This is a genomic window from Streptomyces sp. NPDC030183 (assembly GCF_055573455.1).
The window spans coordinates 20,444-46,017 of record NZ_JBVIBK010000003.1; the positions used below are offsets into that span (position 1 = coordinate 20,444).

Sequence of the window (25,574 nt, forward strand, 5' to 3'; positions counted from 1 at the left end):
AGGGGCATGGGGGAAGAAGGGGGTGCCCCCTGAGGGGCGGAGAGCTACGCCTGCGGCCAGGTGATCCAGGACTCGGGGATCTCCGCGTCGAGCCTGCGCACGTCGCGGGGCGCGAGGACCCGGCGTCGCAGCAGCTCGGAGGCGACCAGCCGCGCCACGGCGATGGCCCCCGGCGGATTGAAGTGCGTGTTGTCCTGCTCGGTCGCGGTCCAGTTGAAGTACTTCTTGGTCTCCTCGACCCCGAGCCTCTGCCAGAGCGCGAGGGACAGCGCCTGGATGTCGAGGAGCGCGGCCCCCTCCTCCTGCGCGAGGGCGCGCATGGCCGCCGGGTACGCGCCGTGGGTCGGCTGCGCCACCCCGCCCGCGTCGAACCTCCGACGCTCCACGGAGGTGGCGAGCACCGGCCGGGCACCCCGGGCCCGCGCGCCGTCGATGTACTGGCGCAGGTAGTCCTGGTAGGTGGTCCACGGCTCGGTGTACCGGGCGGGGTCGGCGACCTTGGAGTCGTTGTGACCGAACTGGACGATCAGGAAGTCACCGGGGCGGACGGCCCGCAGGACGGCATCCAGCCACCCTTCGTCGATGAAGCTCTTGGAACTCCGCCCGTTCACCGCGTGGTTGGAGACCTTCAGCCCGCTACGGAGGAAGAACGGCAGCGCCATGCCCCACCCGGTCTCGGGCCGGGCGTCGGCGTACTTCTGGGCGGCGGTGGAGTCGCCGGCGAGGTAGAGCGTGGGCTCGCGGCGGACCCGGCCGGAGGAGACGGCGGCGGAGGCGGGCCCCGTGGCGGCGACGGTGAGCGGAACGGCGGCGAGCGCCGCGGTGGTGACCTGTCTACGGGTGAGGGACACGTGCGGGTGCCTTTCTCAACAGGCGTGCGGGGCAGGGAGGTGGTGCGGTGCCTTTCCTGTGGTGGGGGGTGCCCCCGCGCCCCCGTCTTCCAGGGGCGCGGGGAGCCGCACGACCGGCCGGAACGGGCCGGCAGTCGAAGCGGACCGGTAGTCGAAGCGGACCGGCAGTCGAAGCGGACCGGCAGTCGAAGCGGACCGGCAGTTGAAGCGGACCTGTCGCCGAAGCGGAGCGTCAGCCCTTCTGCTCGTTCCATTCGGCCTGCGCCTTGTTCAGCTGGTCGGCCAGCGAGTCGAGGAACTCCTTCGCGCTGGTCTGCCCGTCCATCACCTTCTGGAAGGACGGCTCGTTGTCGGCCTTCGAGATCGTGTTCCAGTCCGGCAGGTAGTACGGCAGCTGCACGATCGACGTCGACCCGTCGGTCAGCGCGGCGGCGGCCAGCTTCGTCGGCTCGGCCTTCTGGATCCACGCGTCCTTCGCCGCGTCGTTGTTCGCCGGCACCTGGCCCGCCGACTCGTTGAACTTGGAGTTCTCCTCGTGCGACAGGGCGAACTCGATGAACTTCCAGGCCGCCTCCTTGTTCTTCGAGCTCTTGAACATGCCGAGCCCGTCGACCGGGTTGGAGACCTGGACCCGCTTGCCGCCGGGGCCGGTCGGCTGCGGAATCCCCCGGAACCTGTCCGTCCCGAACGCCTTCACATGGTCCTGGTGGGAGCCCAGGTTGTGGTTGAGCATGCCGATCGTGCCCGAGTCGAACTGCGCGACCATCTTCGTGAAGTCGTTGTTGAGGTCGGCCGCGGGCGTGACCTTCTTGTACAGGCCGACGTACTTCTCCAGCGCCGCCACGTTCTTCGGGTCGTTCACGGTGGTCTTCTCACCGCTGGAGTCCCAGAACGCGGTGATGCCCGACTGCCCGTACATCGCGTCCAGCGCCTGGGCGATGGAGCCGGCCCCGCCGCGGATGGTGTAGCCGAACTCGTTCTTGTCCTTGTCCGTGAGCTTCTCGGCGGCCTTGTAGAACCTGTCCCAGGTGGTCGGCTCGTCGAGGCCGGCCGCCTTGAACAGGTCGGTGCGGTAGTAGAGGACGCCGTTGTTCGCGGAGGTCGGGACCGAGTACAGGGCCTCGCCGCCGCCCGCGGACTTCAGCGACTCGACCATCGCCTTGTTGAGCTTGCCGTTCAGGGAGGACTTCGAGAGCCGGTCGTCCAGCGGTTCCAGCGCGCCCTGCGCGGCGAACCCGGCGGCCATGGCCGCGCCCACACCGCCCACGTCCGGCAGACCGCCGCCCTGGAGGGCGGTGTCCACCTTGGACTGGTACTCGGTGGCCGCGATGCCGACGTACTCGACCTTGATGTCCGGGTTGGCCTTCTGGAAGTCGGCGATGATCTCCTTCCAGATGTCGGTGCGGACACCGCCGTTGTTGTCCCAGAAGACGATCTCGCCCTTGCCGCTGCCCTCGGAGCCCTTGTCGCCGCCGGCCCCGCTGCCGTCGTCCCCGCAGGCGGTGGCGGTCAGGGCGAGGACGGATCCCAGGGCGACGGCCAGGACGGCGCGCCTGCTTCTGTGATTGCTGATCTTCATTGAACGGCTCTCTCTTCTGGATCCGACGAGGGTGGTGAGGATGCGAGGGTTCGGCAGGCGCTTGCTACGGAGGTGCGTCATTGCGGCTCCCAACAGGCGTACGGATTACGACGAAGGGGTGATCCTGAACGTGGTGAAGGTGGCCGCCCCGGCGTGTCCCCCGCCGGTGGGCGCGACCGCGAAGAGGCCGAGCAGGGCGCCGACCCAGCGCCAGGGCGTGGCGGCGAAGACCTGGCCCGAGGACTGCCACCCCTCCCCCACGTCGTAGGAGAACCGGCAGCGTGCCCCGGCGCGGGTCTCGATCCGCAGCCGGGCCCGGCCCTGGGGCGCCGGGCAGGGAGCGGCGGCGTCCCTCTCCCTCCCCCACTGCCCTGAAGGCGTGGGGTGTGCCCCCGCGGCGACCGTCTCGGCAAACCGGTGGACGAGGCGCACGCTTCCGTCGGCGTCCCGCTGGAGCCCGATCCAGCGGTACGCGTCCCCGAGCACGGCGAGTCCGGCACGCGCCCCGGGTTCCTCGCTGTCGAGGCGCAGCTCCACTTCGGTCACGGTGGGGATCCCCGGCAGCCGCTGTGTGAGCACATTCGCCAGTTTCCGCAGGTCGTGCGCGTGCACGGAGCGCACACACGTGAGCCGCAGCCCGTCGCCGGAGTGCTGGGTGGCCCAGCCTTCCTGAGGGTTCGCGGTCCACTGCCACTGGCGTCCGAAGCGGCCGCCGGGGAAGTCGTCGTCGGTGGCCGGCGCGGCGGACGGCTGCGCGGGCAGCGCCGGCTTGGGGTGGACGGCCACGGGGGCGCCCTCGTCGCCGAGGACGGGCCAGCCATCGGCTCCCCAGCGCATCGGCTGGAGGTGGACGACCCTGCCGTAGGCGCCCCGCTGCTGGAAGTGCAGGAACCAGTCCTCGCCGGCCGCCGTGCGCACCCAGCCGCCCTGGTGGGGGCCGTTCACGTCGGTGTCGCGCTGCTCCAGCACGACGCGTTCCTCGTAGGGGCCGAAGAAGTCGCGGGAGCGGAAGGCGCCCTGCCAGCCGGTCTCCACTCCCCCGGCCGGGGCGAGGATCCAGAACCAGCCGTCGTGCCGGTAGAGCTTGGGGCCCTCCAGGGTGAACCAGCCGGGCAGCCGGTCCGCGTCGACGATCACCTTGCCCCCGTCGAGCAGTCCGGTGCCGTCGGGCCGCATCCGGTGCCCGGTGAGCCGGTTCTTGATCCCGGAGCGGGACTTGGCCCAGGCGTGCACGAGGTACGCCTCGCCGGTCTCCTCGTCCCACAGCGGGCACGGGTCGATGAGCCCCTTGCCCTCCTTGACCAGGTGCGGACGCGTCCAGGGCCCCCGTATCGCGGGGGCGTTGACCTGGAAGACGCCCTGGTCGGGGTCGCCCCAGAAGATCCAGAACCGGTCGTCGAAGTGCCGCAGCGACGGCGCCCACACCCCGCAGTCGTGGCGGGGCGCCCGGAACTCGCTCGCGGGTTCGAGGACTTCGAGGGCGTGGCCGACGAGCGTCCAGTTGACCAGGTCCCGGGAGTGGAGCAGGGGCAGTCCCGGCGCCCGGCCGAAGCTGGAGGCCGTCAGGTAGAAGTCGTCGCCCACGCGCAGGACATCGGGGTCGGACCAGTCGGCGTCGAGGACGGGGTTGCGGTAGGTGCCGTCGCCCCGGTCGGCGGAGAAGGCGGGCGCGCTCACGGAGGTCGTCACGGGCTCACCGCCTTGCGGACCAGGGCCGCCGCCCCGTCGCGGTCGGGGGTGCCGTCGGCGACGACGGTGACGATCCGGCGCACGGCGGTCCCGCCGGGCTCGACGATGAGGCGTTCGGTGGGGGCGAGCGACGAGCCGACGCCCGGGTACTCGTCGGCCCGGACGAACCAGGGGTCGCGGCGGGTGGTGGCGGTGGCCCCCGCGAAGACCAGCGTCCAGGTGTCGCCGGCGAGGGCGAGCCAGTCGGCGCGGGTGCCGTGGACGTCGGCCTCCCCCTCGGCGTCGGCGGTGAACACGCGCGGGGGCCGGGCCTCCTTGCGGGCCCGCCAGAAGAAGCCGCCGTACGCGGCGCCGGGGCGTCCGTTGGTGGCGGGGCTGCCGATCGAGACGGGCGCGCCGGTGGTGTTGGTGAGCGAGAAGGCGAAGTCCAGCGCCCAGGCGGTCTCGGTGAGTTCGGTGGCCGCGACGGTACGGCGCTCGCGCAGCAGTTCGGTGCCGGACGCCATCCAGCGCAGTTCCTCGACGAAGCCGTCGGGGTCGCGCAGCTGGAAGGCGGCGTGGCGCTGGGCGCCGTGGTTGTCCAGCTCGGTCGGGCCCCGGTCGCGGACGTAGGTCCGCCCGCCCCAGAAGTTGTGCCCCTCGACGTCGGGAACGGCGACACCGACGCCGAGGTGGTGGAGGTGGTCGGCGGGGCTCAGCTCGGTGACCGCCGTACCGGACAGGGTGGTGACGGGATGGAGGTAGGGACGGGGCGAGAGGCGGGCCGGCATCTCGGGTCGGGCGTGGTAGCGGCCCACCGGACGCCCCGCCACCCGCAGGACGAGGGACTCGTCGGTCGTCATCAGGTGCCCACCTCTTTCGCCGGTGGCTCGGGGAGCGCCCAGGGGGCGCCCAGTTCGGAGTAGAGGGCGAGGTCCTCGGCGGCGGCCGCGACCAGCGCGTCGATGCCGTCGACGACCCTGCGGTCCTCCTCGGGCAGCCGGTGCCAGGCGTCGGCCGGCAGCGCGACGGGGTCGGGGGCGGTGCGGATCGCCTCGACGACCTTCATGAACGCGCCGGTGGTGTCCGGCGGGACGAGCAGGTCGGCGCCGTCGACGAGGTGGTCGACCAGGTTCTCCAGCAGGTCCGTGCGGCCGTACTCGATCTCCTCGGGGCCGTGTCCGGCCCGCTGCACGAGCACGCGGTCCTGCTTGTACCAGTAGGTGATCCGGCCGCTGGTGCCGTGGACCACGTTGTACGGCTCGTCGGGGTGCTCCGCGCACAGCGTGGCCGCGACGGTGATCCGGCCGCCGCGGGCGGTGGTGATCCGTACGCAGGAGGTGTCGTCGGACTCGATGTCGTTGGCCCGCAGCAGCTCGGTCTCGATGCGGGTGACGTCCTCGGCGCGGCCGGCGTCGGCGAGCGCGAGCCCGGTGGCGACGGCGTGCGCGAGGGGGTTGGTGAGGGCCCCGTCGATCACGTCGACACCGCCCAGGCGGCGCTTGCCGGCCCAGGGCGCCCGCCGGTAGTACGCCTCGGCGCGGGCCCAGGCGCCGGCGCCGCCGATGCCGGTGACCTCGCCGATCAGCCCGTCCTCGATCATCTTCCGGATGGCGGGCAGCGCGTGCGAGCCCAGCGACTGGAAGCCGATCTGGCACACCGTTCCGGCCGCGGCGACCCCGTCCGCCATCCGGCGGAACTCGGCGTACGACGGGGCCGGGGGCTTCTCCAGCAGGAGGTGCACGCCCCGCTCGGCCGCCGCCAGCGCCAGGTCGGTGTGGGTCGGGATCGGGGTGCAGATCACGGCGATCGCGGCACGGGTGGAGTCGAGCAGCGCCCCGAAGTCCGCGGACTGCTCGGGCGTGCCGAGGCCGTACGGGAGCTCGTCGGCGGTCAGCGGGGTCAGCTCGCAGATGCCGGCGAGGCGGACGATCCCCTTGTCCGCCAGGCGGCGGATGTTCTCCAGGTGCCAGCGGCCGTGGCCGCGGGCACCCGCGAGGACGACCGGGATCGGGCTCTCGTATGCGGTGGTGTGGTTCATCGGATCCTCCCTGCGCCCGCGCCGCGCGCCACCTCTCGGTCGGCCCTCACAGCGCTGTCGATCTTCTGGTGCAGGGTAGGCGTCGTGGTCCCGGCGAGCGGCGAGTCGCACGGCCTTCCCGTGTGCGCTCATCCCTTCACCGCCCCCGCGCTGAAGCCGGTGATCAGCCACTTCTGGATGAAGGCGAAGACGACGACGACGGGGACGGCGGCGATGATGCCGCCGGCCGCCAGCGCGCCCAGGTCGACGCTGTCGGCGCTGAGCAGCGTGTTCAGGCCGACCGGGATGGTCTGCTTCTCCTGGTTGCTGAGGAACATCAGCGCGAACAGGAAGTGGTTCCAGGAGTGCACGAAGGCGAAGGAGCCGACCGCGATCAGACCGGGCCGCAGCAGCGGCAGCACGACCACCCGGAACGCGGTGAACCGGTTGCAGCCGTCGACCCAGGCCGCCTCCTCCAGCGAGTACGGCACGTTCTTGATGAAGTTGCTGATCAGGATGATCGACAGCGGCAGCTGGAAGACGGTCTCGGCGAGGATGACGCTGCCGAGGGAGTTGATCATCCGCAGCTCGGCGAAGATCTGGAACAGCGGTACGAGGAGCAGGGCGCCCGGGACGAACTGGGAGCACAGCAGCGCCAGCATGAAGCCGCGCTTGATCCTGAAGTCGAAGCGGGCGAGGGCGTAGCCGCCGGCGAGGGCGACCAGCGTGGTCATCAGCAGGGTGACGACGCCGACGAGCACGCTGTTCTGGAAGTAGGTGCCGAAGCTGCGTTCGTTCCACACCTTCTCGAAGTGCTCGAACGTGACGGGCCACGGCAGGAGCGAGGTCGAGCCCGGCTCGCGGAGAGCGAACAGCAGGATCCAGTAGAAGGGGACGAGGGTGAAGACGAGGTAGAGCGACAGGGGCAGATAGATCTGCCAGCGGGGCACCTCGTCCCAGGCGCGCTGCTGCTTGCGGGGCCGTTGCGGGGGCTCGGGAGCCGCCGGCGCGGGCGCCACCGGAGCGGCCTTCTCGGCGTCCTTGGTGATCACTTGGACTCGCCTCCGAACTTGCTCAGCCGCAGATAGACCATCGAGCAGAAGAGCAGGATCACGAACGCGACCGTGGTCAGGGCGGACGCGTAGCCGAAGTTGTGGGCGTCGACCGAGGTGTTGGCGATGTACAGCGGGAGGGTGGTGGTCTCCCCCGCGGGTCCGCCGCCGGTCAGGGTGTAGAGGAGGTCGACGTTGTTGAACTCCCACACCGCGCGCAGCAGTGTGGAGAGGATGATCGCGTCCTTCAGGTGCGGCAGGGTGATGTGGAAGAACTGCCGGACGCGGCCGGCGCCGTCGACCTCGGCGGCCTCGTAGAGGTCCTTCGAGATGGACTGGAGGTCGGCGAGGATGAGGATGGCGAAGAAGGGGACTCCGCGCCACAGGTCGGCGACGACCGCCGCCGGGAAGACGGTGGAGGTGTCGGAGAGCCAGCTGGTGCCGTACTCGCCGATGCCGATGTCCGCGAGGTAACGGGTGATGCCGGTCTGGGAGTTGTAGAGGAGCACCCAGATCGCGGAGGTGAGGACGCCGGAGACGGCCCACGGTGAGAAGACGAGCGCGCGGCCGAGGGCGCGGCCGACGAACGTCTGGTTGACGATCAGCGCGAGCGCCAGACCGAACAGCAGCTGGAGCCCGACCTCGACGACCACCCATTGGGCGCTGAAGACGAGGGTGTCCCAGAACAGGGGGTCCTCGGTGAAGGCGTGGACGAAGTTGTCGAAGCCGGCGAAGCCGTTCCGCCAGGGCTTGGTGGGGTTGTAGTGCCGCAGGCTGTAGTAGAAGACGCTGGCGACCGGGTAGGCGATGAAGCCCAGCATGAGCAGGGCGGCCGGGGCGATCAGCAGGTAGGGCAGCCTGCGCGGGGTCGCGGAGGCACGGCGCGCACGGCTCCGCCGGGGTGGCGCGGGCGGTTTCGCCACGGCTGCGGCTTGGGCCATGACTGGGGCTCCGTTTCTGGGTACGTCGTGGTGCGTTGTCGTACAGGAAGCGCTTTCTCGGTGGGCGTGGGTGCGCGGTACGGGGTGCCTCTTGGGGTGCCTCTTGGGGTGCGTTGGCGGGTGCGGGTGCGGGTGCGTTGGCGGGTGCGGGTGCGTTGGGGCTTGTCGCGCAGTTCCCCGCGCCCCTGCAAGACCCGGGGGTTCGGGCCGGTCGGGTTGTTCAACCGGCGTACGGGTCCGGGACCTTGCCGGGGCGGGCCAGGAACTCGAAGTCGCAGCCGGTGTCGGCCTGGGTGATCTGGTCGTTGTAGAGGGCGCCGTAGCCGCGTTCGTAGCGGGGGGGCGGCTCGGTCCACTCCGCTCGGCGGCGCTCCAGTTCCTCGTCGTCCACATGGAGGTGGAGGGTGCGCGCCTCGACGTCGAGGGTGATCGGGTCGCCGGTGCGGACCAGGGCGAGCGGGCCGCCGATGTACGACTCCGGTGCGACGTGCAGCACGCAGGCGCCGTAACTCGTGCCGCTCATCCGGGCGTCGGAGATCCGCACCATGTCCCGTACGCCCTGCTTCAGCAGGTGGTCGGGTATGGGCAGCATGCCGTACTCCGGCATGCCGGGCCCGCCCTTGGGCCCGGAGTTGCGCAGGACGAGGACGCTGTCGGCGGTGATGCCCAGCGCCGGGTCGTTGATGGTGCGCTGCATGGTCCGGTAGTCGTCGAAGACGACCGCCGGGCCGGTGTGCTTGAGCAGGTGCCGTTCGGCGGCGATGTGCTTGATGACCGCGCCGTCCGGGCAGAGGTTGCCGCGCAGGACCGCGACACCGCCCTCGGCGGCGACCGGGTTCTCGCGCGGGCGGATCACGGCGTCGTTGTGGACGAGCGCGCCGTCGAGCTGCTCGCGCAGTGTGTCGTGGGAGACGGTCGGCCGGTCCAGGTGCAGCAGGTCGGTGATCCGGGAGAGGAACCCGGGCAGACCTCCCGCGAAGTGGAAGTCCTCCATCAGGTACGTCCGACCGCCGGGGCGGACGTCGGCCAGGACCGGGACCGTGCGGGCGACGCGGTCGAAGTCGTCCAGGGTGAGCTTGACACCCGCGCGGCCGGCCATGGCGATGAGGTGGATGACCGCGTTGGTGGAGCCGCCGAGCCCGAGGACGGTGGTGACGGCGTCCTCGAAGGCGTCGGCGGTGAGGATGTCGCTCAGTTTGCGGTCCTCGTGGACCAGTTCGACGATCCGCAGCCCCGACTTGGCGGCCATCCGGTCGTGCCCGGAGTCGACCGCCGGGATGCTCGACGCGCCGGGGACAGTGACCCCGAGGGCCTCGGCCGCGGCGGTGAGCGTGGAGGCGGTGCCCATGGTCATGCAGTGGCCGGGCGACCGGGCGAGACCGGACTCCAGTTCGGTCATCTCGCAGTCGCCGATGAGCCCGGCGCGCCGGTCGTCCCAGTACTTCCACATGTCGGTGCCGGAACCGAGGACCTCGCCTCGCCAGTGCCCCGGCAGCATGGGCCCGGCGGGCACGAACACCGTCGGCAGGTCGACGCTGGCGGCGCCCATCAGCAGGGCGGGCGTGGACTTGTCACAGCCGCCCATCAGCACGGCCCCGTCGACCGGGTAGGAGCGCAGGAGCTCCTCGGTCTCCATGGCGAGCATGTTGCGGTAGAGCATGGGGGTCGGCTTCTGGAAGGTCTCCGAGAGGGTGGAGACCGGGAACTCCAGCGGAAAACCGCCCGCCTGCCACACGCCCCGCTTGACCGCCTGCGCGCGGTCGCGGAGGTGGACGTGGCAGGGGTTGATGTCCGACCAGGTGTTGAGGATCGCGATGACGGGCTTGCCCAGGTGCTCCTCGGGCAGATAGCCGAGCTGACGGGTGCGGGCGCGGTGGCTGAAGGAGCGCAGCCCCGACGTGACGCCGCTGCCGTACCACTGGTGGCTGCGGAGTTCCTCCGGCTTCCTCACCTCGACCGGCTTCGTCGTGTCGACCGGCGTCCTCACCTCGACCGGCTTCGTCGTGTCGACCGGCGCCGTCATATCGACCGGCTTCGTCATATCGACCACCCCGCGGCGATGGAGGCGACCTCGGCCCGTTCGTCCTCGGGCAGTCGCCTGCTGGGCGCCCGGACGTCCCGGCGGCACAGGCCGAGCGAGGCGAGGGCCTCCTTGACCACCGTCACGTTGTTGGCGGAGCCGTTCGCGGCGCGCAGTTCCTCGAAGCGGCGGATCTGCTCCCAGACCTTCATGGCGGCCGGGTAGTCGCCCGATCGAAGCGCTTCAATCATGTTCAGCGAGACGGCCGGGGCGACGTTGACGAGCCCCGAGGTGAAGCCGGTGGCCCCGGCGGAGAAGTACGAGGGCGCGTACGGTTCGGCGAGGCCGGCCACCCAGACGAAGCGGTCCAGGCCGGCGTCGCGGGCGAAGGCGGCGAAGCGCGCGGCGTCCGGGACCGCGTACTTCACGCCGATCACGTTGGGGCAGTCGTCGGCCAGTTCGGCGAGACGGGCGCCGGGCAGCTGCGCGTTGCGGATGTAGGGCACGACGCCCAGCTCCGGCACGGCCTCGGCGATCGCCCGGTGGTAGTCGACCCAGCCGCCCTGCGAGACGTAGGGGTGGACCGGCTGGTGGACCATCACCATCTGGGCGCCGACCGCGCGGGCGTGTTCGGCGGAGGCGACCGCGGTCGGGATGTCGTGTCCGACGCCGACCAGGACCACGGCGCGCTCGCCGACCTCGTCCATGGTCAGCTCGGTGACCAGGCTTCGCTCCTCGGGGGTGAGGGCGTAGAACTCGCCGGTGTTGCCGTTGGGCGTGAGGGTGGTGATCCCCCCGTCGAGCAGCCGACGCAGCAGGGCCCGGTGGGCGCCCTGGTCGACGGTGTCGTCCTCGGCGAACGGAGTCACCGGGATGGCCACCACGTCGGCCAGAGCCGTCCGTTGGGTCTCGAACGTCACGCTGCTCATGGATGACCTTCCTCTGCGAGGACTGCGGAGGCCGCCGCCCGCGCGGCCGCGACCTCGTGGACTCGGGGGCTTACGGGGCGGTGCGGGGCCGGGTGCCGTGGTCGCCCTGGGTCCGGCCGACGGGCTGACCCTCGTCGCCGTCGTGGGCGCCGGGGAAGGCGCGCTCGACGAACGAGGCGATGTGGGCGTGCAGGGCGGCGGCCGCGCCGTCGGCGTCGCCGTCGAGGGCGAGCCTGAGGATCTCCCGGTGCTCGGCGGCCTCCCGCTCCCAGGAGGGGTCGGCGGCCCAGGCGACGGCGGAGACCAGCGCGGCCTGGTCGCGCACCTCGTCGAGCATGCGGCCGAGCAGCGGGTTGCCGCAGGGCACATAGAGCGCGCGGTGGAACTCCCGGTTCGCGAGGGACCGTTCGGCGGTGTCCGTGGCCGCGTCGGCCCTGGTCAGCGCGTCACTCGCCGCGTCCCAGGAGGCACCGCGCCGCACCGAGCGCCGCAGGGCCTCCGGCTCCAGGAGCAGCCGTACGTCGTAGACCTCGCGTGCCATGTCCGCGTCCACCATGCGCACCGTGACGCCCTTGTACTGGCTCATCACGACGAGCCCGGTGCCGGCCAGTGTCTTCAGCGCCTCGCGCACGGGCGTCTTGGACACCCCGAACTGCGCGGCCAGTTCGGTCTCGACCAGGGCCTGCCCCGGCGTCAACTGGCCGGTGAGGATGCGGTGTTTGATCCCTTCGAGCACGTACTGCGTGCGGGAGGGGATCGGCGTGGGCACAGAGGTCATGCTCGGCCTCTCGGGTCACGGAGATCCCGCGTGGACGGCCGGTCCCGGCATCTCACGTATCTGATCTCGCGTATCGCGTCTCATATATGACGTACGAAGAACGACGCCGTTGAAGGTAGGAGGGGGCTCGTGTTTCGTCAATGCTTCCGACAAAGGAATCCGTGGCCGCCGTCACACGATCCTGGTGTCGCCCTCACCTGCGCTCTCGGTGGGCCCGCCGAACGCGATCGCCGCCCGTGAAGTGGCTTCCTCCCTGGTCAGCGTGGGTCCCACATGGGTGAGCAGCAGCCGGCTCGCCCCCTTGGCGTAGGTCCCGGCCTCCTCCGGCGTGAGATGCACCCGGGGTTCGCCATCGCGATGCGCGGTGACGTCCGCCTCGCACAGGAAGAGGTCGGCGCTGCCGGCGAGGTGGGTGAGCGCGTCGCACGGCCCACTGTCCCCGGAGTACGCGAAGACCCGCCCCTGGCACTCGGCGCGCAGCCCGTACGCCTCCGCGTCGTGGACGACGGCGCGCGCGGTGAGGGTGAGGTTCCAGTGCCGGGCGGTGTGCCCGTCGTACAGCGGACGGAACTCGAACACGCTGCTCAGGAAGGCGGTGTCGGGCCGGCCGAAGAAGCCCGCGACCCGCTGCGCGCAGCCGTCGGGCGCGTAGACGGGGATGGGGGCGGGCAGGGTGAGGCCGCCGTACGCGAAGCCGTACGCGGCGGCGAGCAGATCGGCGCTGTGGTCGGCGTGCAGATGGGACAGCCAGATCGCCGTGAGCCTCGTGGGGTCCGTGTGCCGCTGCAACTCGGCGAAGGTCCCGAATCCGGCGTCCACCCATATCTCCGCGCCCCCGCCGCGCAGCAGATACCCGGAGGCGGGCCGGCCCGGCCGGGGATGCGGAGAGGCGGTGCCGAGGACGGTGAGGCTCAGGGGCATAGGGGGGAGCGTACGGACGCGAGTGGGGGCGCGCGCCGGATTTCGAGCGTTCTGTCTGAGGAGCGCCTACGGCTTCCAGTTCGGGTCGCGTCCGCTCAGGCCGATGGCCCGGTCGAGGAGGGACGCGTCGTCCGGTACGGGCACGACGGGGCCGAAAATGCTGTCCCGGCTCGGGTCACCGACGGACGCGGCGAGGAAGGCGTGGGACGCGGCCAGCGCGTCCGGGTCCGGCGCGTACTCCTGTCCGGTGGCGCGGGCGAGGTCCCAGCCGTGCACGACGAGTTCGTTCACGGCGACGGCACCGGCGACATGGCCCGGCAGCGGGACGCCGCCGGCCCGGGTGTCGCCGGTCCAGGCGGCCGGGTCGCGCCACACCTCGGCGAGTTCGCCGAGCGTCCGGGGCAGGGCCTCGCGCCAGTCGGGGCCGATGTCGGGCAGCGAGGCGCCGGGATCGGTGTCCGTGGTGGGCCCCAGGGCCTTGCGGCCGGCGTCCCGGAAGGCGACGGAGAGCCCGAGCAGATGCCCGAGGAGGTGCCGGACGGTGTACGCGGGGCAGGGGGTCGCGCCGGAGAGTTCCCCGTCCGCGACGGCCGCCGCGAGCGCGGCCACGACGCGGGTCTGCGCGGTGAGATCGAGGGGGGTGGTGCGGGGGCCGGTGTCGTCGACGGTCATCCGGGGCTCCTTCGGGTCGGTCGGGGGCGCGTGCCTTTCTCGGTAGACCGACTCGCTGGGGAAAACTCATCGCCGGTTGCGGGTGCGTCGTGGTTTCTCGCGCGGTTCCCCGCGCCCCCGAGGGCTTGGGGCCTGCGGCCCGGCCTTCAGCTCAAAAGCACGGGGCGCAGCCCCGGTCGCTTTTCCGGGGCGCGGGGAGCTGCGCGACCAGCTCCCACTCACCCGCACCCGCACCCGCACCCCCACCCCCACCCGCACCCGCACCCGCACCCGCACCCGCACCCGCACCCGCACCCGACAACGCAACCCCCCGGCGCCCAGCTACAACGCACCCGGCACCGCAGTCAGCCCCTCCCTCACCGCCGTCAGGTCCTGGTCCGACGCCAGCCCCGCGTGGTAGAGCCGGATCTCCGTCGCCCCCAGTTCGGCCGCCCGCCGGGCATCCGCCCCCAGGGTCCCGGGGCTGCCGCCCATCCCGGACACGACGCCGAAGTTGGCGGCCACCACCGCCCCCTCCGCACCCGCTTCCCCCCGCGCCTCCGCGAACGCGGGAAGCAGCCCCGGTCCGCCCGCGCACGGCACGACGACCCCGTCGGCCACGCCCAGGACGTGCGCGGGGTCGACCCCGGTGTTCGCCCCGCAGTGGTAGGTCACGGGGTCCGCGTGCAGCAGCACCTGGAACCCCTCGGGCGCGGCGGCCCGTACCGCCGTGACGGCGGCCTCCTGGAGGGAGCGGGCGACGGCGTCGCGCCACGCCCGGGTCCCCGCCGCCCACTCCGCGCCGAGGAGCTTCTCGACCGCCGGCCAGCCCTCGTCGACGGGCTCGCCCCGCCACAGCGGTTCCAGCGCGTCCCGCACGGCCGCGGCCAGGGCCTCGGGGTCCAGCCCGGCGTCGGCGTACCCGGCACGGCAGGTCGGGCAGAAGCAGAGCGCCATCAGATACTGCCCGGCGTCCCCGAGGGGGACCCCGCCGGTCTTGTCATGGGCGTGCAGGTGCTGGAAGCCGTACCAGCCGAGGGACTCCAGCTCGGTGCCGCGCGCGCCGGGGCGCACCGCGGCCTCCGCGGCCAGGTCGACGAGGTACTCGCGGATCTCCGGCTGTGCGACGCACGGCGCCCACGGGTACCGGTCGCCGTACGCGTTGACCACGGAGGTCGACGGGTGCTCGGTGCCGAGCCGGGAGTTGTGGGCGAGGACCACCCAGGTGTGGACCTCCAGACCGGCGGCCTCCAGCGCGCGGGCCGCCTCCCCGAACGCGTCGCCGGGCGCCCACTCCCCCGCCGGGTACGGCCGCAGGGTCCGCCCCCGCCAGCGCTCGCCCGGCGGGTACAGCACGGCCGCGTGCTCGGCGGTGACGACCCGGTGCCGGGGGTGGCGCGGGGTGAGCGCGCGGGTGGAGTGGTACGCGGAGGCGAGCGTCACCTGCCGCACACCGAGGTCCGCGATGCGCTCCGCGGCGGCCGGATCCCCGTTGACGTCCCACGGGTAGACGAACGTAGACGCCTTCACTTGCCCTCCTGGCACTCCTCCAGCAGCGCGTAGCCGCGCTCGATCAACTGGCCCAGCTGTGTGACGTGTTCCTCCGCCGGCTCGTGCAGCGGCGGCCGTACCTCTCCCACGTCCAGCCCCCGTAGCCGTACCCCGGCCTTCACCAGTGACACGGCATAGCCGCGTCCCCGGGCTCGGAGTTCCACGAAGGGGCGGTAGAAACCGTCCAGCAGTCGATCGACGGTCGTGTCGTCGCCCGTGCCGAGCGCCCGGTGGAACGCCTGGGCGATCTCGGGGGCGAAGCAGAAGACGGCCGACGAGTACAGGGTGACGCCGATGCCCCGGTAGGCGGGCTGGGTCAGTTCGGCGGTGGGCAGCCCGTTGAAGTAGAGGAAGTCGCCCGCCGTTCCGGCGCGCACGGTGCTGACGATGCGCTGCATCAGGTCGAGGTCGCCGACTCCGTCCTTGAGGCCCACGACCCCCTCGGTGCGGGCCAGTTCGACGACCGTCCCGGGTGTGAGGACGGCGTTGTCGCGCTGGTAGACGATCACGGGGAGCGGGGTCGCGGCGGCCAGCCGGCGGTAGTGCCGCAGCAGTCCTTCCTGGGCGGCGACGACGAGGTAGGGCGGCAGGGCGAGCAGCCCGTCGGCGCCGGCCTCGGCGGCGAGCCGCGCGTAGCGTTCGGCGAGCGCGGTGCCGTAGCCGGTGCCGGCGAGGACCGGCACCCGCCCCGCGGTCTCGGTGACCGCCGCGCCGACGCACTCCTGGAACTCCTCGGGGGTGAGCGCGTGGAACTCGCCGGTCCCGCAGCAGACGAAGACGGCGGCGGCCCCGGCCTCGACGCCGCGGCGCACGTGCGCGCGGCAGACGTCGAGGTCGATCCGGCCGTCCGGGCCGTAGGCGGTGACGGGGAAGAACAGCGGCCCGGTGGGGACACGGAGTCGAGCGGCGAGCGAGGCTGACGTCACGGGCTCTCCCAGTCCACGTCACTGATCACTGTCTACATTTCTGAACGAGATCACGCTAGGGCGCCCTCGCGTGGGCGGTCAAGCGTCCAAACCCGCGCCACACCAGCCGATTCACGCCTTCGGCGCACCCCGGCGGCACACTTGACGCGCCGGACCTCACTCCCTAGCGTGTCCACGAATGTGAATATCGGACGCTCATATGTACGAATGGCGAGGCAAGGAGACCCGAGGATGCCCGCTCCCCGCACCGTTCTGCTCACCGGCGCCGCCGGCGGTCTCGGCACCCTGATGCGGGAACTCCTCCCGGCGTACGGCTATGAGCTGCGCCTTCTCGATCTGCGCCCCATCGAGGGCGAGCCGGACGCGATCGTCGCCGACCTCGCCGACAAGGAGGCCCTGAGGGAGGCCGTGCGGGGCGTCGACGCGATCATCCACCTCGCGGGCATCTCCCTGGAAGCCCCCTTCGAGAAGATCCTCGGGGCCAATATCGAGGGCACCTACCACCTGTACGAGGCCGCCCGCCAGGAGGGCGTGGCGCGCGTCGTCTTCGCCTCCTCCAACCACGCCGTGGGATTCACGCCCCGCCCGAAGGGCGACACCCCGCTCGACCCGGGCGAGCTGATCCCGGTCGACACCCCGCGCCGCCCCGACACCTTCTACGGCCTGTCCAAGTCCTTCGGCGAGGACCTCGCCCAGTTCTACTGGGACAAGTACGGCCTGGAGACGGTGTCCGTGCGGATCGGCTCCTGCTTCCCCGAGCCGACGAGCGTGCGCATGCTCTCGCTCTGGATGAGCCCGGCCGACGGCGCCCGGCTCTTCCACGCGGCCCTGACCGCCGAGGACGTCGGCCACACCGTGGTGTACGGCTCCTCCGCCAACACCCGTCTGTGGTGGGACCTCTCCACCGCCCGCGCGCTGGGATACGAGCCGCGGGACGACTCCGAGCCGTACGCCGACAAGCTCATCGCCGAGCAGGGCGACCTCGATCCGGACAACGAGGCGCACGCCTTCCTGGGCGGCCACTTCGTGAGCGATCCGCCGATCTGGCCGCACTGACAGGCTGGCGAGAGCGGAGGGCGGGCACCGAACGGGCCCGCCCTCCGCCGCGTTCGGGCACGCCCGCTGCCCGATCCCACGCCCCGCCCAGGTCCGCGACGGGCGGCCGCCGTCGAAACGGGCAGGGGCGGGCATCATCGGGCGCGCAACAAGCCTGGTCAGCGCCACGCACCCGCTGTAGAACTGGCACCGGGGCCCCGAACGGGCCCGAACGGGCAGTGCGACGGCGAGGGAGAGCGGGTGTCGGCCATGGGCGCGGAGGAGAGGCGGCGCGAGATCGTCAGGGCCGCCCGCCGTACGGGCTCCGTCGACGTCGCCGAACTCGCCGCCGCCCTGGGCGTGGCGAAGGAGACCGTACGGCGCGATCTGCGCGCCCTGGAGGAGCACGGGCTCGTCCGGCGTACGCACGGCGGCGCGTATCCCGTGGAGAGCGCCGGGTTCGAGACGACGCTCGCCTTCCGCGCCACCAGTCACGTCCCCGAGAAGCGCCGGATCGCCGCCGCGGCGGCCGAGCTGCTCGGGGAAGCGGAGACGGTCTTCGTCGACGAGGGCTTCACCCCGCAGCTCATCGCCGAGGCCCTCCCCCGCGACCGGCCGCTGACCGTGGTCACCGCCTCCCTCGCCACCGCGGGCGCGCTCGCCGAGGCCGGCAGCACGACCGTGCTGCTGCTCGGCGGCCGGGTGCGGCCCGGCACCCTCGCGACGGTCGACCACTGGACGACGAAGATGCTCGCCGGCTTCGTCGTCGACCTGGCCTACATCGGCGCCAACGGCATCACCCGCGACCACGGGCTCACCACCCCCGACCCGGCCGTCAGCGAGGTCAAGGCGCAGGCCGTCCGCACCTCCCGGCGCACCGTGTTCGTGGGTGTCCACACCAAGTTCGGCGCGGTCAGCTTCTGCCGGTTCGCCGAGGTGGGCGACCTGGACGCGATCGTCACCAGCACCGCGCTGCCCACGGCGGAGGCCCACCGGTACGCCCTGCTGGGGCCCCAGGTCATCCGCGTCTGACTCCCACCCGACCCGCTTCGAGGGCACCTCCACGCCCCGAAGAACCCCTTATCTCCCCATACGTGCAGGAGTGATCCATGCGAACCCCGAGCCGACGGAGGCCGCGCACCGCACTCGCCGCGGTCGCCGCAGGGACGCTGCTCGCCCCGCTTCTCTCCGGTTGCTGGACCGGAGCGGGCGGGACGGGATCCGGCGGCGACGCGATCAACGTACTGATGGTCAACAACCCGCAGATGCAGGAGCTGCGCAAGCTCACGGCCGCGCACTTCACGAAACGGACCGGCATCGAGGTGAACTTCACCGTCCTGCCGGAGAACGACGTCCGCGACAAGATCAGCCAGGACTTCGCCAACCAGGCCGGCCAGTACGACGTGGCGACCCTGAGCAACTACGAGATACCGATCTACGCCAGGAACGGCTGGCTGGAGGAGCTGGACCCGTACGTCGCGAAGGACCCCGGGTTCGACCAGCGGGACATCCTCAAGCCGATGCGCCAGTCCCTGACCGGCGACGACGGCAGACTCTACGGGCAGCCGTTCTACGGCGAGTCGTCCTTCCTGATGTACCGCAAGGACGTGTTCGCCGAGCGGGGGCTCACCATGCCGGAGCGCCCCACCTGGCGGCAGGTCGCCGGCCTCGCGGCGAAGGCGGACGGCGCCGAACCCGGTATGAAGGGCATCTGTCTGCGTGGTCTGCCCGGCTGGGGCGAGGTCATGGCACCCCTGACCACGGTCGTGAACACCTTCGGCGGCACCTGGTTCGACAAGGGCTGGAAAGCCCGCCTCGACTCCCCCGAGTTCGAGCGGGCCACCCGGTTCTACGTCGAGCTGGTCCGCGAGCACGGCGAGTCCGGCGCCGCCCAGTCCGGCTTCGCCGAGTGCCTGAACAACATGACCCAGGGCAAGGTCGCCATGTGGTACGACGCCACCTCCGCCGCCGGTTCCCTGGAGGCGGACGACTCCCCCGTGAAGGGGAGGATCGGCTACGTACCGGCACCCGTCGAGCGGACCGAGTCCTCCGGCTGGCTCTACACCTGGGCCTGGGGCATCCAGAAGGCGTCCCGCAACCCCGACAAGGCGTGGAAGTTCGTCTCCTGGGCGTCCGGCAAGGAGTACGAGCAACTGGTCGGCGACGAGATCGGCTGGTCCAACGTCCCCGCAGGCAAGCGGGAGTCGACGTACGCGAACCCCGACTACCGCGCGGAGGCCGCGGCCTTCCAGGAGATGACCCGCGAGGCCATCGAGGGCGCCCGACCCACCGACCCCGGGGTGCAGCCGCGGCCGGCGCCCGGCATCCAGTTCGTCGGCATCCCCGAGTTCACCGATCTCGGCACCAAGGTCTCCCTGGAGATCAGCGCGGCCATCGCCGGACGCCAGTCCGTGGAGTCGGCCCTGAGGAAGGCACAGGCGCTCGCCGAGCAGATCTCCGAGGAGTACGAGGGACGATGACCGCGACCACGACAGCGCCGAGGGCGGCGACACCAGTACGCACCCGGAACAGGCCGCACGCCCGGCTGCGGGCCTGGGCGACCCGCGCCCCGCTCCTGCCCGCCCTCGTCTTCATGATCACCGTGACCCAGCTGCCGTTCGTGGCCACGCTGGTGATCTCCTTCTTCGACTGGAACTCCCTCTACCCCGACGCCCGCAGCTTCGCCGGCCTCGCCAACTACGGCGAGGTCCTCACCGAACCCGAGCTGCGCCGCTCGGTGTGGACGACGGTCCTGCTGACGGTCGCGGTGGTCCTGGCCAGTCTGGTCCTGGGGCTGCTGCTGGCGCTGCTGCTGGACCGGAGGTTCCGCGGCCGGAGCCTGGTCCGCACCCTGCTCATCGCCCCGTTCCTGGTGGTCCCGGTGGCCGCGGCCCTGCTGTGGAAGCACGTCCTCTACAACCCGGAGTACGGCCTGTTCAACGGCCTGCTGCACTACGTCGGCGGCCCCCAGCCGGACTGGATCTCCGAGACGCCGCTGCTCGCGGTGGAGGCTTCCCTGGTGTGGCAGTGGACGCCGTTCATGATGCTCATCCTGCTGGCGGGTCTGCAGTCCCGGGACCACCAGCAGATCGAGGCGGCCCGCGTCGACGGAGCGAGCGACTGGCAGATCTTCCGGCATCTGACCCTGCCGCACCTGCGCCGCTACCTCGAACTGGGCGCCCTGCTCGGGTCCATCTACATCGTCCAGAACTTCGACGCCGTCTTCACCATCACCTCCGGCGGCCTGGGCACCGCGAACCTCCCCTACACCGTCTACCAGACCTTCTACCAGGCCCATGAGAACGGCCTCGCCTCGGCGGCCGGCGTCCTGGTCGTCATCGGCTCGATCATCATCGCGACGTTCGCGCTGCGCGTGGTCTCGTCGCTGTTCAGCGAGGAGGCGGGGCGCTCATGAACGCGCTGCGACGCAAGGGGCCCGGTCTGCTGGCCTGGTTCGCCGGGGTCGCCTTCTTCCTGCCCATCGCCTGGATGGCGCTGACGTCCTTCCACTCGGAGTCGGACGCGGCGACCAACCCGCCGTCCTTCACGGCCGCGCTGACCCTGGAGGGCTACCGCGAGTTCTTCGGCGTGGACGGCGGGGCGAGCCCCTGGCCCGCCCTGACCAACTCCACGGTGGCGTCCCTGGTCTCGACCCTGCTGGTCCTGCTGCTGGCCTTCCCGGCGGCGTACGCGCTGTCGATCCGCCCGGTGCGCAAGTGGACGGACGTGCTGTTCTTCTTCCTCTCCACCAAGATGCTGCCGGTGGTGGCGGGACTCCTCCCGATCTACCTCTTCGCGAAGAACGCCGGCCTGCTCGACAACATCTGGCTGCTGGTCGTCCTCTACACGTCCATGAACCTGCCGATCGCGGTGTGGATGATGCAGTCCTTCCTCGCGGAGGTGCCGGTCGCGGTGATCGAGGCGGCCCAGCTGGACGGCGCCCGGCTGCCGACGGTGCTGGCCCGGGTCGTGGCCCCGATCGCCGCCCCCGGAATCGCCGCCACGGCCCTGATCTGCTTCATCTTCAGCTGGAACGAGTTGCTGTTCGCGAGGGTGCTGACGGGTGTCGTGGCCGAGACCGCGCCCGTCTTCCTGACCGGCTTCATCACCAGCCAGGGCCTGTTCCTGGCGAAGGTGTGCGCCGCGTCCCTCGTCATCTCCCTGCCGGTGCTCGCCGCGGGGTTCGCCGCCCAGGACAAACTCGTCCAGGGCCTGTCCTTGGGAGCCGTCAAATGAAGGCCGCCGTCATCGAGTCCGTGGGCAAGGCCGTCGTCACCGAGGTCCCGGACCCGGCACCGGGCCCCCGTGACGTCGTCGTCCGGGTCGCCGCGTGCGGTCTGTGCGGCACCGATCTGCACATCCTCCAGGGCGAGTTCGCGCCCGAGCTGCCGATCGTGCCGGGTCACGAGTTCGCGGGCGAGGTCGTGGCAGTGGGCTCCCGGGTCACCGAGTTGGCCGTCGGCGACCGGGTGGCGGTGGACCCGTCGCTGTACTGCCACGAGTGCCGCTACTGCCGTACCGGCCACAACAACCTCTGCGAACGGTGGGCCGCGATCGGCGTGACGACGGCTGGCGGCGCCGCGGAGTACGCGGTGGCGCCCGTGGCGAACTGCGTGAAGCTGCCGGACCACGTCCGGACACAGGACGCGGCGCTGGTGGAGCCGCTGTCGTGCGCGGTCCGCGGCTACGACGTGCTCCGCTCCCGCCTCGGCGCCCATGTGCTGATCTACGGCTCGGGGACGATGGGCCTGATGATGCTGGAGCTGGCCAAGCGCACCGGCGCGGCGAGTGTGGACATGGTGGACGTGAACCCCGAGCGGCTGGAGACGGCTCGGCGGCTGGGGGTCTCGGGGGCGGCCGCGAACCCCGACGAGCTGGAGCGGCCGCGGGGCTGGGACCTGGTCGTGGACGCCACCGGCAACGCCGCCGCGATCCAGGACGGCCTGGACCGGGTGGCGAAGGCGGGCACCTTCCTCCAGTTCGGGGTGGCCGACTACGCGACGCGGGTCACGATCGACCCTTACCGGATCTACAACCAGGAGATCACCATCACCGGCTCGATGGCGGTCCTGCACAGCTTCGAACGCGCGGCGGAACTCTTCGCGAACGGGGTGCTCGACCCGGACGTCCTCATCAGCGACCGGCTGCCGCTGGACCGGTACCCCGAGGCCCTGGACCGGTTCGCGGCGGGCGTGGGCCGGAAGACCGTCGTGGTGCCGTAGGCGGCGGGCACCCCACCGGCCGGAATTCGCTGGGGTGCCCCTCCCCTCCGCCCCTCCGCCCCTCCGCCCCTACGATCCTGGACATGCCACGTCCGCAGGGATTCACCTACACCGAGCAAGCCGACCGCACGGTGACGATCGAGCATCACGGCCGCGCGGCCACCACGCTGCGCGGCCCGCGCGCCGACCGCTTCCTCGCCGAGGTCGCGGCGGGCGACCCGCAGCTGGTCATGGCCCGCTGGACCGGGAACTACCGCCGGGGCAACGAGCGCACCGCCCGGGAGCACCCCCGCAACCGCCGCTGACCCGAACGGCCGCCGGGTCCCCCTGGGTAAGGGAACGGTAAAGCGGCCTGAATCGTTCACCACGCATGACAGCTATGACCCCCGGCTCGAACATCCCGCTGCCCGCCCCCCGTGTCGCGGTGGACGTCGCCGCCCCCGTGCGGCTGGACGTATCGGGCCTGCTGCTCACCGCCGACGGCAAGGTGCGCTCGGACGACGACTTCATCTTCTACAACCAGCCGAGCGGCCCGGGCGTGACGTACCGCTCGGGCGGCGGTACGACCCCCGACTCGATCACGGTCGACACCACGGCCCTCCCCCCGGGCATCGAGAAGATCGTCGTCACCGCCAGCCCCGACGCGGCCGGCCAGACCTTCCAGGGCATCGAGCCGACCGCCACCATCCGCGACGCGGCGACCGGCGCGGTGATCGCCACGTTCACCCCGCCGCGGCTCGGCACCGAGACGGCCCTGGTGATCGTGGAGATCTATCTGCGGGGCGGCGCCTGGAAGGTCCGCGCCGTCGGCCAGGGCTACGCCAACGGCCTGGCCGGGATCGCCACCGACTTCGGCGTCACCGTGGAGGAGCCCGCCCCGGCCCAGCCGGCGGCCCCCGCCCAGCCCATGGCCCCGCCCACACCCGCGCCCACCCCGCAGACCCCCGTGACCCCGCCGGCCCCGCCCGCCATGACCCCCGCCGCACCCCCGGCGCCGCCCGCCCCTCCGGCTCCCCCCGCCCCCGGCGCCGGGAAGATCAACCTGGACAAGGGCAGGGTCAGCCTCCAGAAGAACCAGACGGTGTCCCTGGTCAAGGGCGGCCGCCCGCTGCTCTCCCAGGTCAAGATGGGCCTGGGCTGGGAGCCGGCGTACCGGGGCAGGGACATCGACCTGGACGCCTCGGTGATCGCGTACGGTCCGCAGCGCAACCACATCGACAGCTGCTACTTCGGCAAGCTCTCCATCGTGAACGGAGCGATCAAGCACTCCGGCGACAACCTCACGGGTGAGGGCGGAGGCGACGACGAGGTGATCGTGGTCGACCTCGGCCGGCTCCCCCAGGAGGTCACCGGCCTGGTCTTCACGGTCAACTCCTTCTCCGGTCAGAAGTTCACCGAGGTCGCCAAGGCGTACTGCCGCCTCCTGGACGCCGCCACCGGCGAGGAACTGGTCCGCTTCGACCTCACCAACGCCGAGGCGCAGACGGGCGTGATGATGGCCAAGCTGATCCGCCAGTTCTCCGGCGAGTGGGAGATGACGGCCATGGGCGACTTCGTGAAGTCCCGTACGGTCCGGGGCATGGTGAAGCCGGCGGCCCAGGCACTCTGAGGACACCGGCGACGAGGAGGGGCGGGGGCGGGGAGGGGCGGAGCCGCCCCTCCCCCGGTCAGGTCGTCACTGGATGACGCCGCTGTACGCGTTCAGCGCGGGCTGGCCGCCGAGGTGGGCGTAGAGGACCGTCGAGTCCTCGGCGATCTCGCCGCGTTCGACGAGGTCGATCATCCCGGCCATCGACTTCCCCTCGTAGACGGGGTCGGTGATCATGCCCTCGGTGCGGGCGGCGAGCTGCATGGCGACGAGGGTGGCGTCGTCGGGGACGCCGTAGACCCCGGCGTGGTAGCGCTCGTCCAGTTCCACGTCCGCCTCGGTCAGCTCCCGCTTGACGCCGATGAGTTGCCCGGTGTTGTGGGCGATGCGCGCGATCTGGGCGCGGGTCGTGCCGGGCTTGGCGGAGGCGTCGATGCCGAGGACCCGGCGGGGCCGTGCGCCGGCCTCCTCCAGGGCGGCGAAGCCGGCGACCATGCCGGCCTGGGTGGAGCCGGTGACCGAGCAGACGACGACCGTGTCGAAGAAGACGCCCAGCTCCCGCTCCTGATCGGCGACCTCGTACGCCCAGGAGGCGAAGCCGAGGCCGCCGAGGGGGTGGTCGGAGGCGCCGGCCGGGATGGCGTACGGCTTGCCGCCCGCCTCCTCGACCTCCCTGAGCGCCAGCTCCCAGCTCTCCTTGAAGCCGATGCCGAACCCGGCCTGGACGAGCCGCACGTCGGCGCCGGCGAGGCGGCTGATCAGGATGTTGCCGACCTTGTCGTACACGGCGTCGGGCCACTCCACCCAGCTCTCCTGCACCAGCACGCATGTGAGTCCGGCGCGGGCGGCGACGGCGGCGACCTGGCGGGTGTGGTTGGACTGCACCCCGCCGATGGAGACCAGGGTGTCGCAGCCCTGGGCGAGCGCGTCGGCGACGAGGTACTCCAGTTTGCGGGTCTTGTTGCCGCCGTAGGCGATGCCGGAGTTGCAGTCCTCCCGCTTGGCCCACAGGGAGGCACCGCCGAGGTGGGCGGTCAGGCGTTCCAGCCGGTGCACCGGCGAGGGCCCGAAGAGGAGCGGGTAGCGCTCGAAGGAAGCAAGGGACACGGGTCCTCCCGGGGTCGGGTTCAGTGGTCCACGCCGGTGGCGGGCGCTTCGTCGTCGTCGGCGGCGCGTCCGCCCTCGGGTTCGTCGGCGAGGGCCGCCAGACCGCGCCAGATCTCCGCGGTGACGGTGACCGCCTCGTCCGTGTCACCGGCCGCGCAGGCGTCGATCAGCCGGTCGTGCAGTCCGGCCGAGCGGCAGTTGCCGCCCTCGCCGAAGCGGCGTCGCTCCAGTCGGCGGATGAGCGGGGTGTAGCGGGCGACGGTCGCTGCGGCCGCGCGGTTGCCGCTCACCCGGACGAGGACGTCGTGCAGTTCGTCGTCGGCGTCCAGGGCGGCGTCGACGTCACCGGCGCTGACGGCGGCGGCGAACCGTTCGTTGGCGGAGCGCATCGTCTCCACGTCGGCCGCGAACAGCCGGGGCACGGCGACCCGCGTGGCCAGCTCGTGCATCGCGCCGACCACGGCGGCGGCGTCGCGCACATCGGCGGCGACGACCGGCGTCACGCGTGTGTAGCTCTGCGGTTTGCTCTCCAGCAGCCCTTCGTCCACCAGCCGGGAGAACGCCTCACGCACCGGCGCGCGGGACAGCCCCAGCAACTCCGCGAACTCGGCGTCCCGCACCACGGCGCCGGGCTCGATCTCCCCGGCCACGATGGCGTCCCGGATGGCGAGGTAGGCGCGGTCCCTCAGCAGGGTGCGGCTCACCGGTCGTATGGCCTCCATGAACTGAAATGTT

General features: G+C 71.8%; 24 protein-coding genes. 8 read left to right on the forward strand and 16 right to left on the reverse strand.

Annotated elements, in window-relative coordinates:
• Positions 1-44: 44 nt before the first annotated feature.
• The 14 genes from ACZ4Z2_RS04800 to ACZ4Z2_RS04865 form a co-directional block, all read right to left on the reverse strand.
• On the reverse strand, positions 45-851 hold the full coding sequence (locus ACZ4Z2_RS04800) for a rhamnogalacturonan acetylesterase (protein ID WP_468072385.1): 807 nt from the start codon (positions 849-851) through the stop codon (positions 45-47).
• A 232-nt stretch (positions 852-1,083) separates the two neighbouring features.
• Positions 1,084-2,430: an ABC transporter substrate-binding protein gene (locus ACZ4Z2_RS04805; RefSeq protein WP_468072387.1), complete on the reverse strand. Its 1,347-nt coding sequence runs from the start codon at positions 2,428-2,430 to the stop codon at positions 1,084-1,086.
• A gap of 105 nt (positions 2,431-2,535) precedes the next feature.
• Positions 2,536-4,119, reverse strand: a complete 1,584-nt coding sequence (locus tag ACZ4Z2_RS04810; RefSeq protein ID WP_468072388.1) for a glycoside hydrolase family 43 protein — start codon at positions 4,117-4,119, stop codon at positions 2,536-2,538.
• Positions 4,116-4,961: a DUF6807 domain-containing protein gene (locus ACZ4Z2_RS04815; RefSeq protein ID WP_468072390.1), complete on the reverse strand. Its 846-nt coding sequence runs from the start codon at positions 4,959-4,961 to the stop codon at positions 4,116-4,118. Before ACZ4Z2_RS04815 ends, ACZ4Z2_RS04810 begins: the two co-directional genes overlap by 4 nt.
• Positions 4,961-6,139 carry a Gfo/Idh/MocA family protein gene (locus ACZ4Z2_RS04820; RefSeq protein WP_468072392.1) on the reverse strand — a complete coding sequence of 393 codons (1,179 nt, stop codon included), beginning with the start codon at positions 6,137-6,139 and terminating at the stop codon, positions 4,961-4,963. The genes ACZ4Z2_RS04815 and ACZ4Z2_RS04820 overlap by 1 nt, the downstream gene beginning before the upstream one ends.
• A 128-nt stretch (positions 6,140-6,267) precedes the next feature.
• Positions 6,268-7,170, reverse strand: a complete 903-nt coding sequence (locus tag ACZ4Z2_RS04825) for a carbohydrate ABC transporter permease (RefSeq protein WP_468072394.1) — start codon at positions 7,168-7,170, stop codon at positions 6,268-6,270.
• On the reverse strand, positions 7,167-8,111 hold the full coding sequence (locus ACZ4Z2_RS04830; RefSeq protein WP_468072396.1) for a carbohydrate ABC transporter permease: 945 nt from the start codon (positions 8,109-8,111) through the stop codon (positions 7,167-7,169). Before ACZ4Z2_RS04830 ends, ACZ4Z2_RS04825 begins: the two co-directional genes overlap by 4 nt.
• A 220-nt stretch (positions 8,112-8,331) precedes the next feature.
• The gene (gene araD, locus ACZ4Z2_RS04835) at positions 8,332-10,152 is read right to left on the reverse strand and encodes an L-arabinonate dehydratase (protein WP_468072398.1); all 1,821 of its coding nucleotides are present in this window, start codon (positions 10,150-10,152) and stop codon (positions 8,332-8,334) included.
• Positions 10,149-11,060 carry a dihydrodipicolinate synthase family protein gene (locus tag ACZ4Z2_RS04840; RefSeq protein ID WP_468072400.1) on the reverse strand — a complete coding sequence of 304 codons (912 nt, stop codon included), beginning with the start codon at positions 11,058-11,060 and terminating at the stop codon, positions 10,149-10,151. The genes araD and ACZ4Z2_RS04840 overlap by 4 nt, the downstream gene beginning before the upstream one ends.
• 70 nt (positions 11,061-11,130) lie before the next feature.
• Complete coding sequence (locus tag ACZ4Z2_RS04845) at positions 11,131-11,838, reverse strand: GntR family transcriptional regulator (protein WP_468072402.1); 708 nt, start codon at positions 11,836-11,838, stop codon at positions 11,131-11,133.
• Positions 11,839-12,009: 171 nt separating this feature from the next.
• Positions 12,010-12,759 carry an MBL fold metallo-hydrolase gene (locus tag ACZ4Z2_RS04850; protein ID WP_468072404.1) on the reverse strand — a complete coding sequence of 250 codons (750 nt, stop codon included), beginning with the start codon at positions 12,757-12,759 and terminating at the stop codon, positions 12,010-12,012.
• Positions 12,760-12,825: 66 nt separating this feature from the next.
• Positions 12,826-13,431 (reverse strand): TIGR03086 family metal-binding protein, encoded by a 606-nt coding sequence (locus ACZ4Z2_RS04855; protein ID WP_468072406.1) that lies wholly within the window; start codon positions 13,429-13,431, stop codon positions 12,826-12,828.
• Positions 13,432-13,752: 321 nt separating this feature from the next.
• Entirely contained in the window at positions 13,753-14,940 is a 1,188-nt protein-coding gene (locus ACZ4Z2_RS04860) for a hypothetical protein (RefSeq protein ID WP_468072408.1), read from the reverse strand.
• On the reverse strand, positions 14,937-15,887 hold the full coding sequence (locus ACZ4Z2_RS04865; protein WP_468072410.1) for a 5-dehydro-4-deoxyglucarate dehydratase: 951 nt from the start codon (positions 15,885-15,887) through the stop codon (positions 14,937-14,939). The genes ACZ4Z2_RS04860 and ACZ4Z2_RS04865 overlap by 4 nt, the downstream gene beginning before the upstream one ends.
• Before the next feature lie 231 nt (positions 15,888-16,118).
• Here ACZ4Z2_RS04865 and ACZ4Z2_RS04870 point away from each other — a divergent pair, with 231 nt between their 5' ends.
• From ACZ4Z2_RS04870 to ACZ4Z2_RS04905, 8 genes are all read left to right on the forward strand, one after another.
• Positions 16,119-16,943 carry an NAD-dependent epimerase/dehydratase family protein gene (locus ACZ4Z2_RS04870; protein ID WP_468072412.1) on the forward strand — a complete coding sequence of 275 codons (825 nt, stop codon included), beginning with the start codon at positions 16,119-16,121 and terminating at the stop codon, positions 16,941-16,943.
• A gap of 249 nt (positions 16,944-17,192) precedes the next feature.
• Positions 17,193-17,954 (forward strand): DeoR/GlpR family DNA-binding transcription regulator, encoded by a 762-nt coding sequence (locus tag ACZ4Z2_RS04875; protein WP_468072868.1) that lies wholly within the window; start codon positions 17,193-17,195, stop codon positions 17,952-17,954.
• 77 nt (positions 17,955-18,031) lie between these two features.
• Positions 18,032-19,402, forward strand: coding sequence for an ABC transporter substrate-binding protein (locus ACZ4Z2_RS04880; RefSeq protein WP_468072414.1), 1,371 nt, complete (start codon positions 18,032-18,034; stop codon positions 19,400-19,402).
• A complete protein-coding gene (locus ACZ4Z2_RS04885; RefSeq protein ID WP_468072416.1) occupies positions 19,399-20,337 on the forward strand; it encodes a carbohydrate ABC transporter permease in 939 nt (312 codons plus the stop codon). Before ACZ4Z2_RS04880 ends, ACZ4Z2_RS04885 begins: the two co-directional genes overlap by 4 nt.
• On the forward strand, positions 20,334-21,158 hold the full coding sequence (locus ACZ4Z2_RS04890) for a carbohydrate ABC transporter permease (RefSeq protein WP_468072418.1): 825 nt from the start codon (positions 20,334-20,336) through the stop codon (positions 21,156-21,158). The genes ACZ4Z2_RS04885 and ACZ4Z2_RS04890 overlap by 4 nt, the downstream gene beginning before the upstream one ends.
• Positions 21,155-22,144, forward strand: a complete 990-nt coding sequence (locus ACZ4Z2_RS04895; protein WP_468072420.1) for a zinc-dependent alcohol dehydrogenase family protein — start codon at positions 21,155-21,157, stop codon at positions 22,142-22,144. Before ACZ4Z2_RS04890 ends, ACZ4Z2_RS04895 begins: the two co-directional genes overlap by 4 nt.
• Before the next feature lie 83 nt (positions 22,145-22,227).
• Positions 22,228-22,449, forward strand: a complete 222-nt coding sequence (locus ACZ4Z2_RS04900; RefSeq protein WP_468072422.1) for a hypothetical protein — start codon at positions 22,228-22,230, stop codon at positions 22,447-22,449.
• 74 nt (positions 22,450-22,523) lie between these two features.
• Positions 22,524-23,753 carry a TerD family protein gene (locus ACZ4Z2_RS04905; RefSeq protein WP_468072870.1) on the forward strand — a complete coding sequence of 410 codons (1,230 nt, stop codon included), beginning with the start codon at positions 22,524-22,526 and terminating at the stop codon, positions 23,751-23,753.
• A gap of 66 nt (positions 23,754-23,819) precedes the next feature.
• On the opposite strand, the gene ACZ4Z2_RS04910 is transcribed toward ACZ4Z2_RS04905, so the two are convergent.
• Positions 23,820-24,839, reverse strand: a complete 1,020-nt coding sequence (locus tag ACZ4Z2_RS04910; RefSeq protein WP_468072424.1) for a 1-aminocyclopropane-1-carboxylate deaminase — start codon at positions 24,837-24,839, stop codon at positions 23,820-23,822.
• A 20-nt stretch (positions 24,840-24,859) separates the two neighbouring features.
• A complete protein-coding gene (locus tag ACZ4Z2_RS04915) occupies positions 24,860-25,561 on the reverse strand; it encodes a GntR family transcriptional regulator (RefSeq protein WP_468072426.1) in 702 nt (233 codons plus the stop codon).
• Positions 25,562-25,574: the final 13 nt, after the last annotated feature.

Bases quoted from the DNA above. Each gene is read 5' to 3' on its own strand.
- ACZ4Z2_RS04805 (WP_468072387.1), bottom strand. From the start codon at position 2,430: ATGAAGATCAGCAATCACAGAAGCAGGCGCGCCGTCCTGGCCGTCGCC.
- ACZ4Z2_RS04815 (WP_468072390.1), bottom strand. From the start codon at position 4,961: ATGACGACCGACGAGTCCCTCGTCCTGCGGGTGGCGGGGCGTCCGGTG.
- ACZ4Z2_RS04820 (WP_468072392.1), bottom strand. From the start codon at position 6,139: ATGAACCACACCACCGCATACGAGAGCCCGATCCCGGTCGTCCTCGCG.
- ACZ4Z2_RS04830 (WP_468072396.1), bottom strand. From the start codon at position 8,111: ATGGCCCAAGCCGCAGCCGTGGCGAAACCGCCCGCGCCACCCCGGCGG.
- araD (WP_468072398.1), bottom strand. From the start codon at position 10,152: ATGACGAAGCCGGTCGATATGACGGCGCCGGTCGACACGACGAAGCCG.
- ACZ4Z2_RS04840 (WP_468072400.1), bottom strand. From the start codon at position 11,060: ATGAGCAGCGTGACGTTCGAGACCCAACGGACGGCTCTGGCCGACGTG.
- ACZ4Z2_RS04845 (WP_468072402.1), bottom strand. From the start codon at position 11,838: ATGACCTCTGTGCCCACGCCGATCCCCTCCCGCACGCAGTACGTGCTC.
- ACZ4Z2_RS04850 (WP_468072404.1), bottom strand. From the start codon at position 12,759: ATGCCCCTGAGCCTCACCGTCCTCGGCACCGCCTCTCCGCATCCCCGG.
- ACZ4Z2_RS04855 (WP_468072406.1), bottom strand. From the start codon at position 13,431: ATGACCGTCGACGACACCGGCCCCCGCACCACCCCCCTCGATCTCACC.
- ACZ4Z2_RS04870 (WP_468072412.1), top strand. From the start codon at position 16,119: ATGCCCGCTCCCCGCACCGTTCTGCTCACCGGCGCCGCCGGCGGTCTC.
- ACZ4Z2_RS04875 (WP_468072868.1), top strand. From the start codon at position 17,193: ATGGGCGCGGAGGAGAGGCGGCGCGAGATCGTCAGGGCCGCCCGCCGT.
- ACZ4Z2_RS04880 (WP_468072414.1), top strand. From the start codon at position 18,032: ATGCGAACCCCGAGCCGACGGAGGCCGCGCACCGCACTCGCCGCGGTC.
- ACZ4Z2_RS04885 (WP_468072416.1), top strand. From the start codon at position 19,399: ATGACCGCGACCACGACAGCGCCGAGGGCGGCGACACCAGTACGCACC.
- ACZ4Z2_RS04890 (WP_468072418.1), top strand. From the start codon at position 20,334: ATGAACGCGCTGCGACGCAAGGGGCCCGGTCTGCTGGCCTGGTTCGCC.
- ACZ4Z2_RS04895 (WP_468072420.1), top strand. From the start codon at position 21,155: ATGAAGGCCGCCGTCATCGAGTCCGTGGGCAAGGCCGTCGTCACCGAG.
- ACZ4Z2_RS04900 (WP_468072422.1), top strand. From the start codon at position 22,228: ATGCCACGTCCGCAGGGATTCACCTACACCGAGCAAGCCGACCGCACG.
- ACZ4Z2_RS04905 (WP_468072870.1), top strand. From the start codon at position 22,524: ATGACCCCCGGCTCGAACATCCCGCTGCCCGCCCCCCGTGTCGCGGTG.
- ACZ4Z2_RS04915 (WP_468072426.1), bottom strand. From the start codon at position 25,561: ATGGAGGCCATACGACCGGTGAGCCGCACCCTGCTGAGGGACCGCGCC.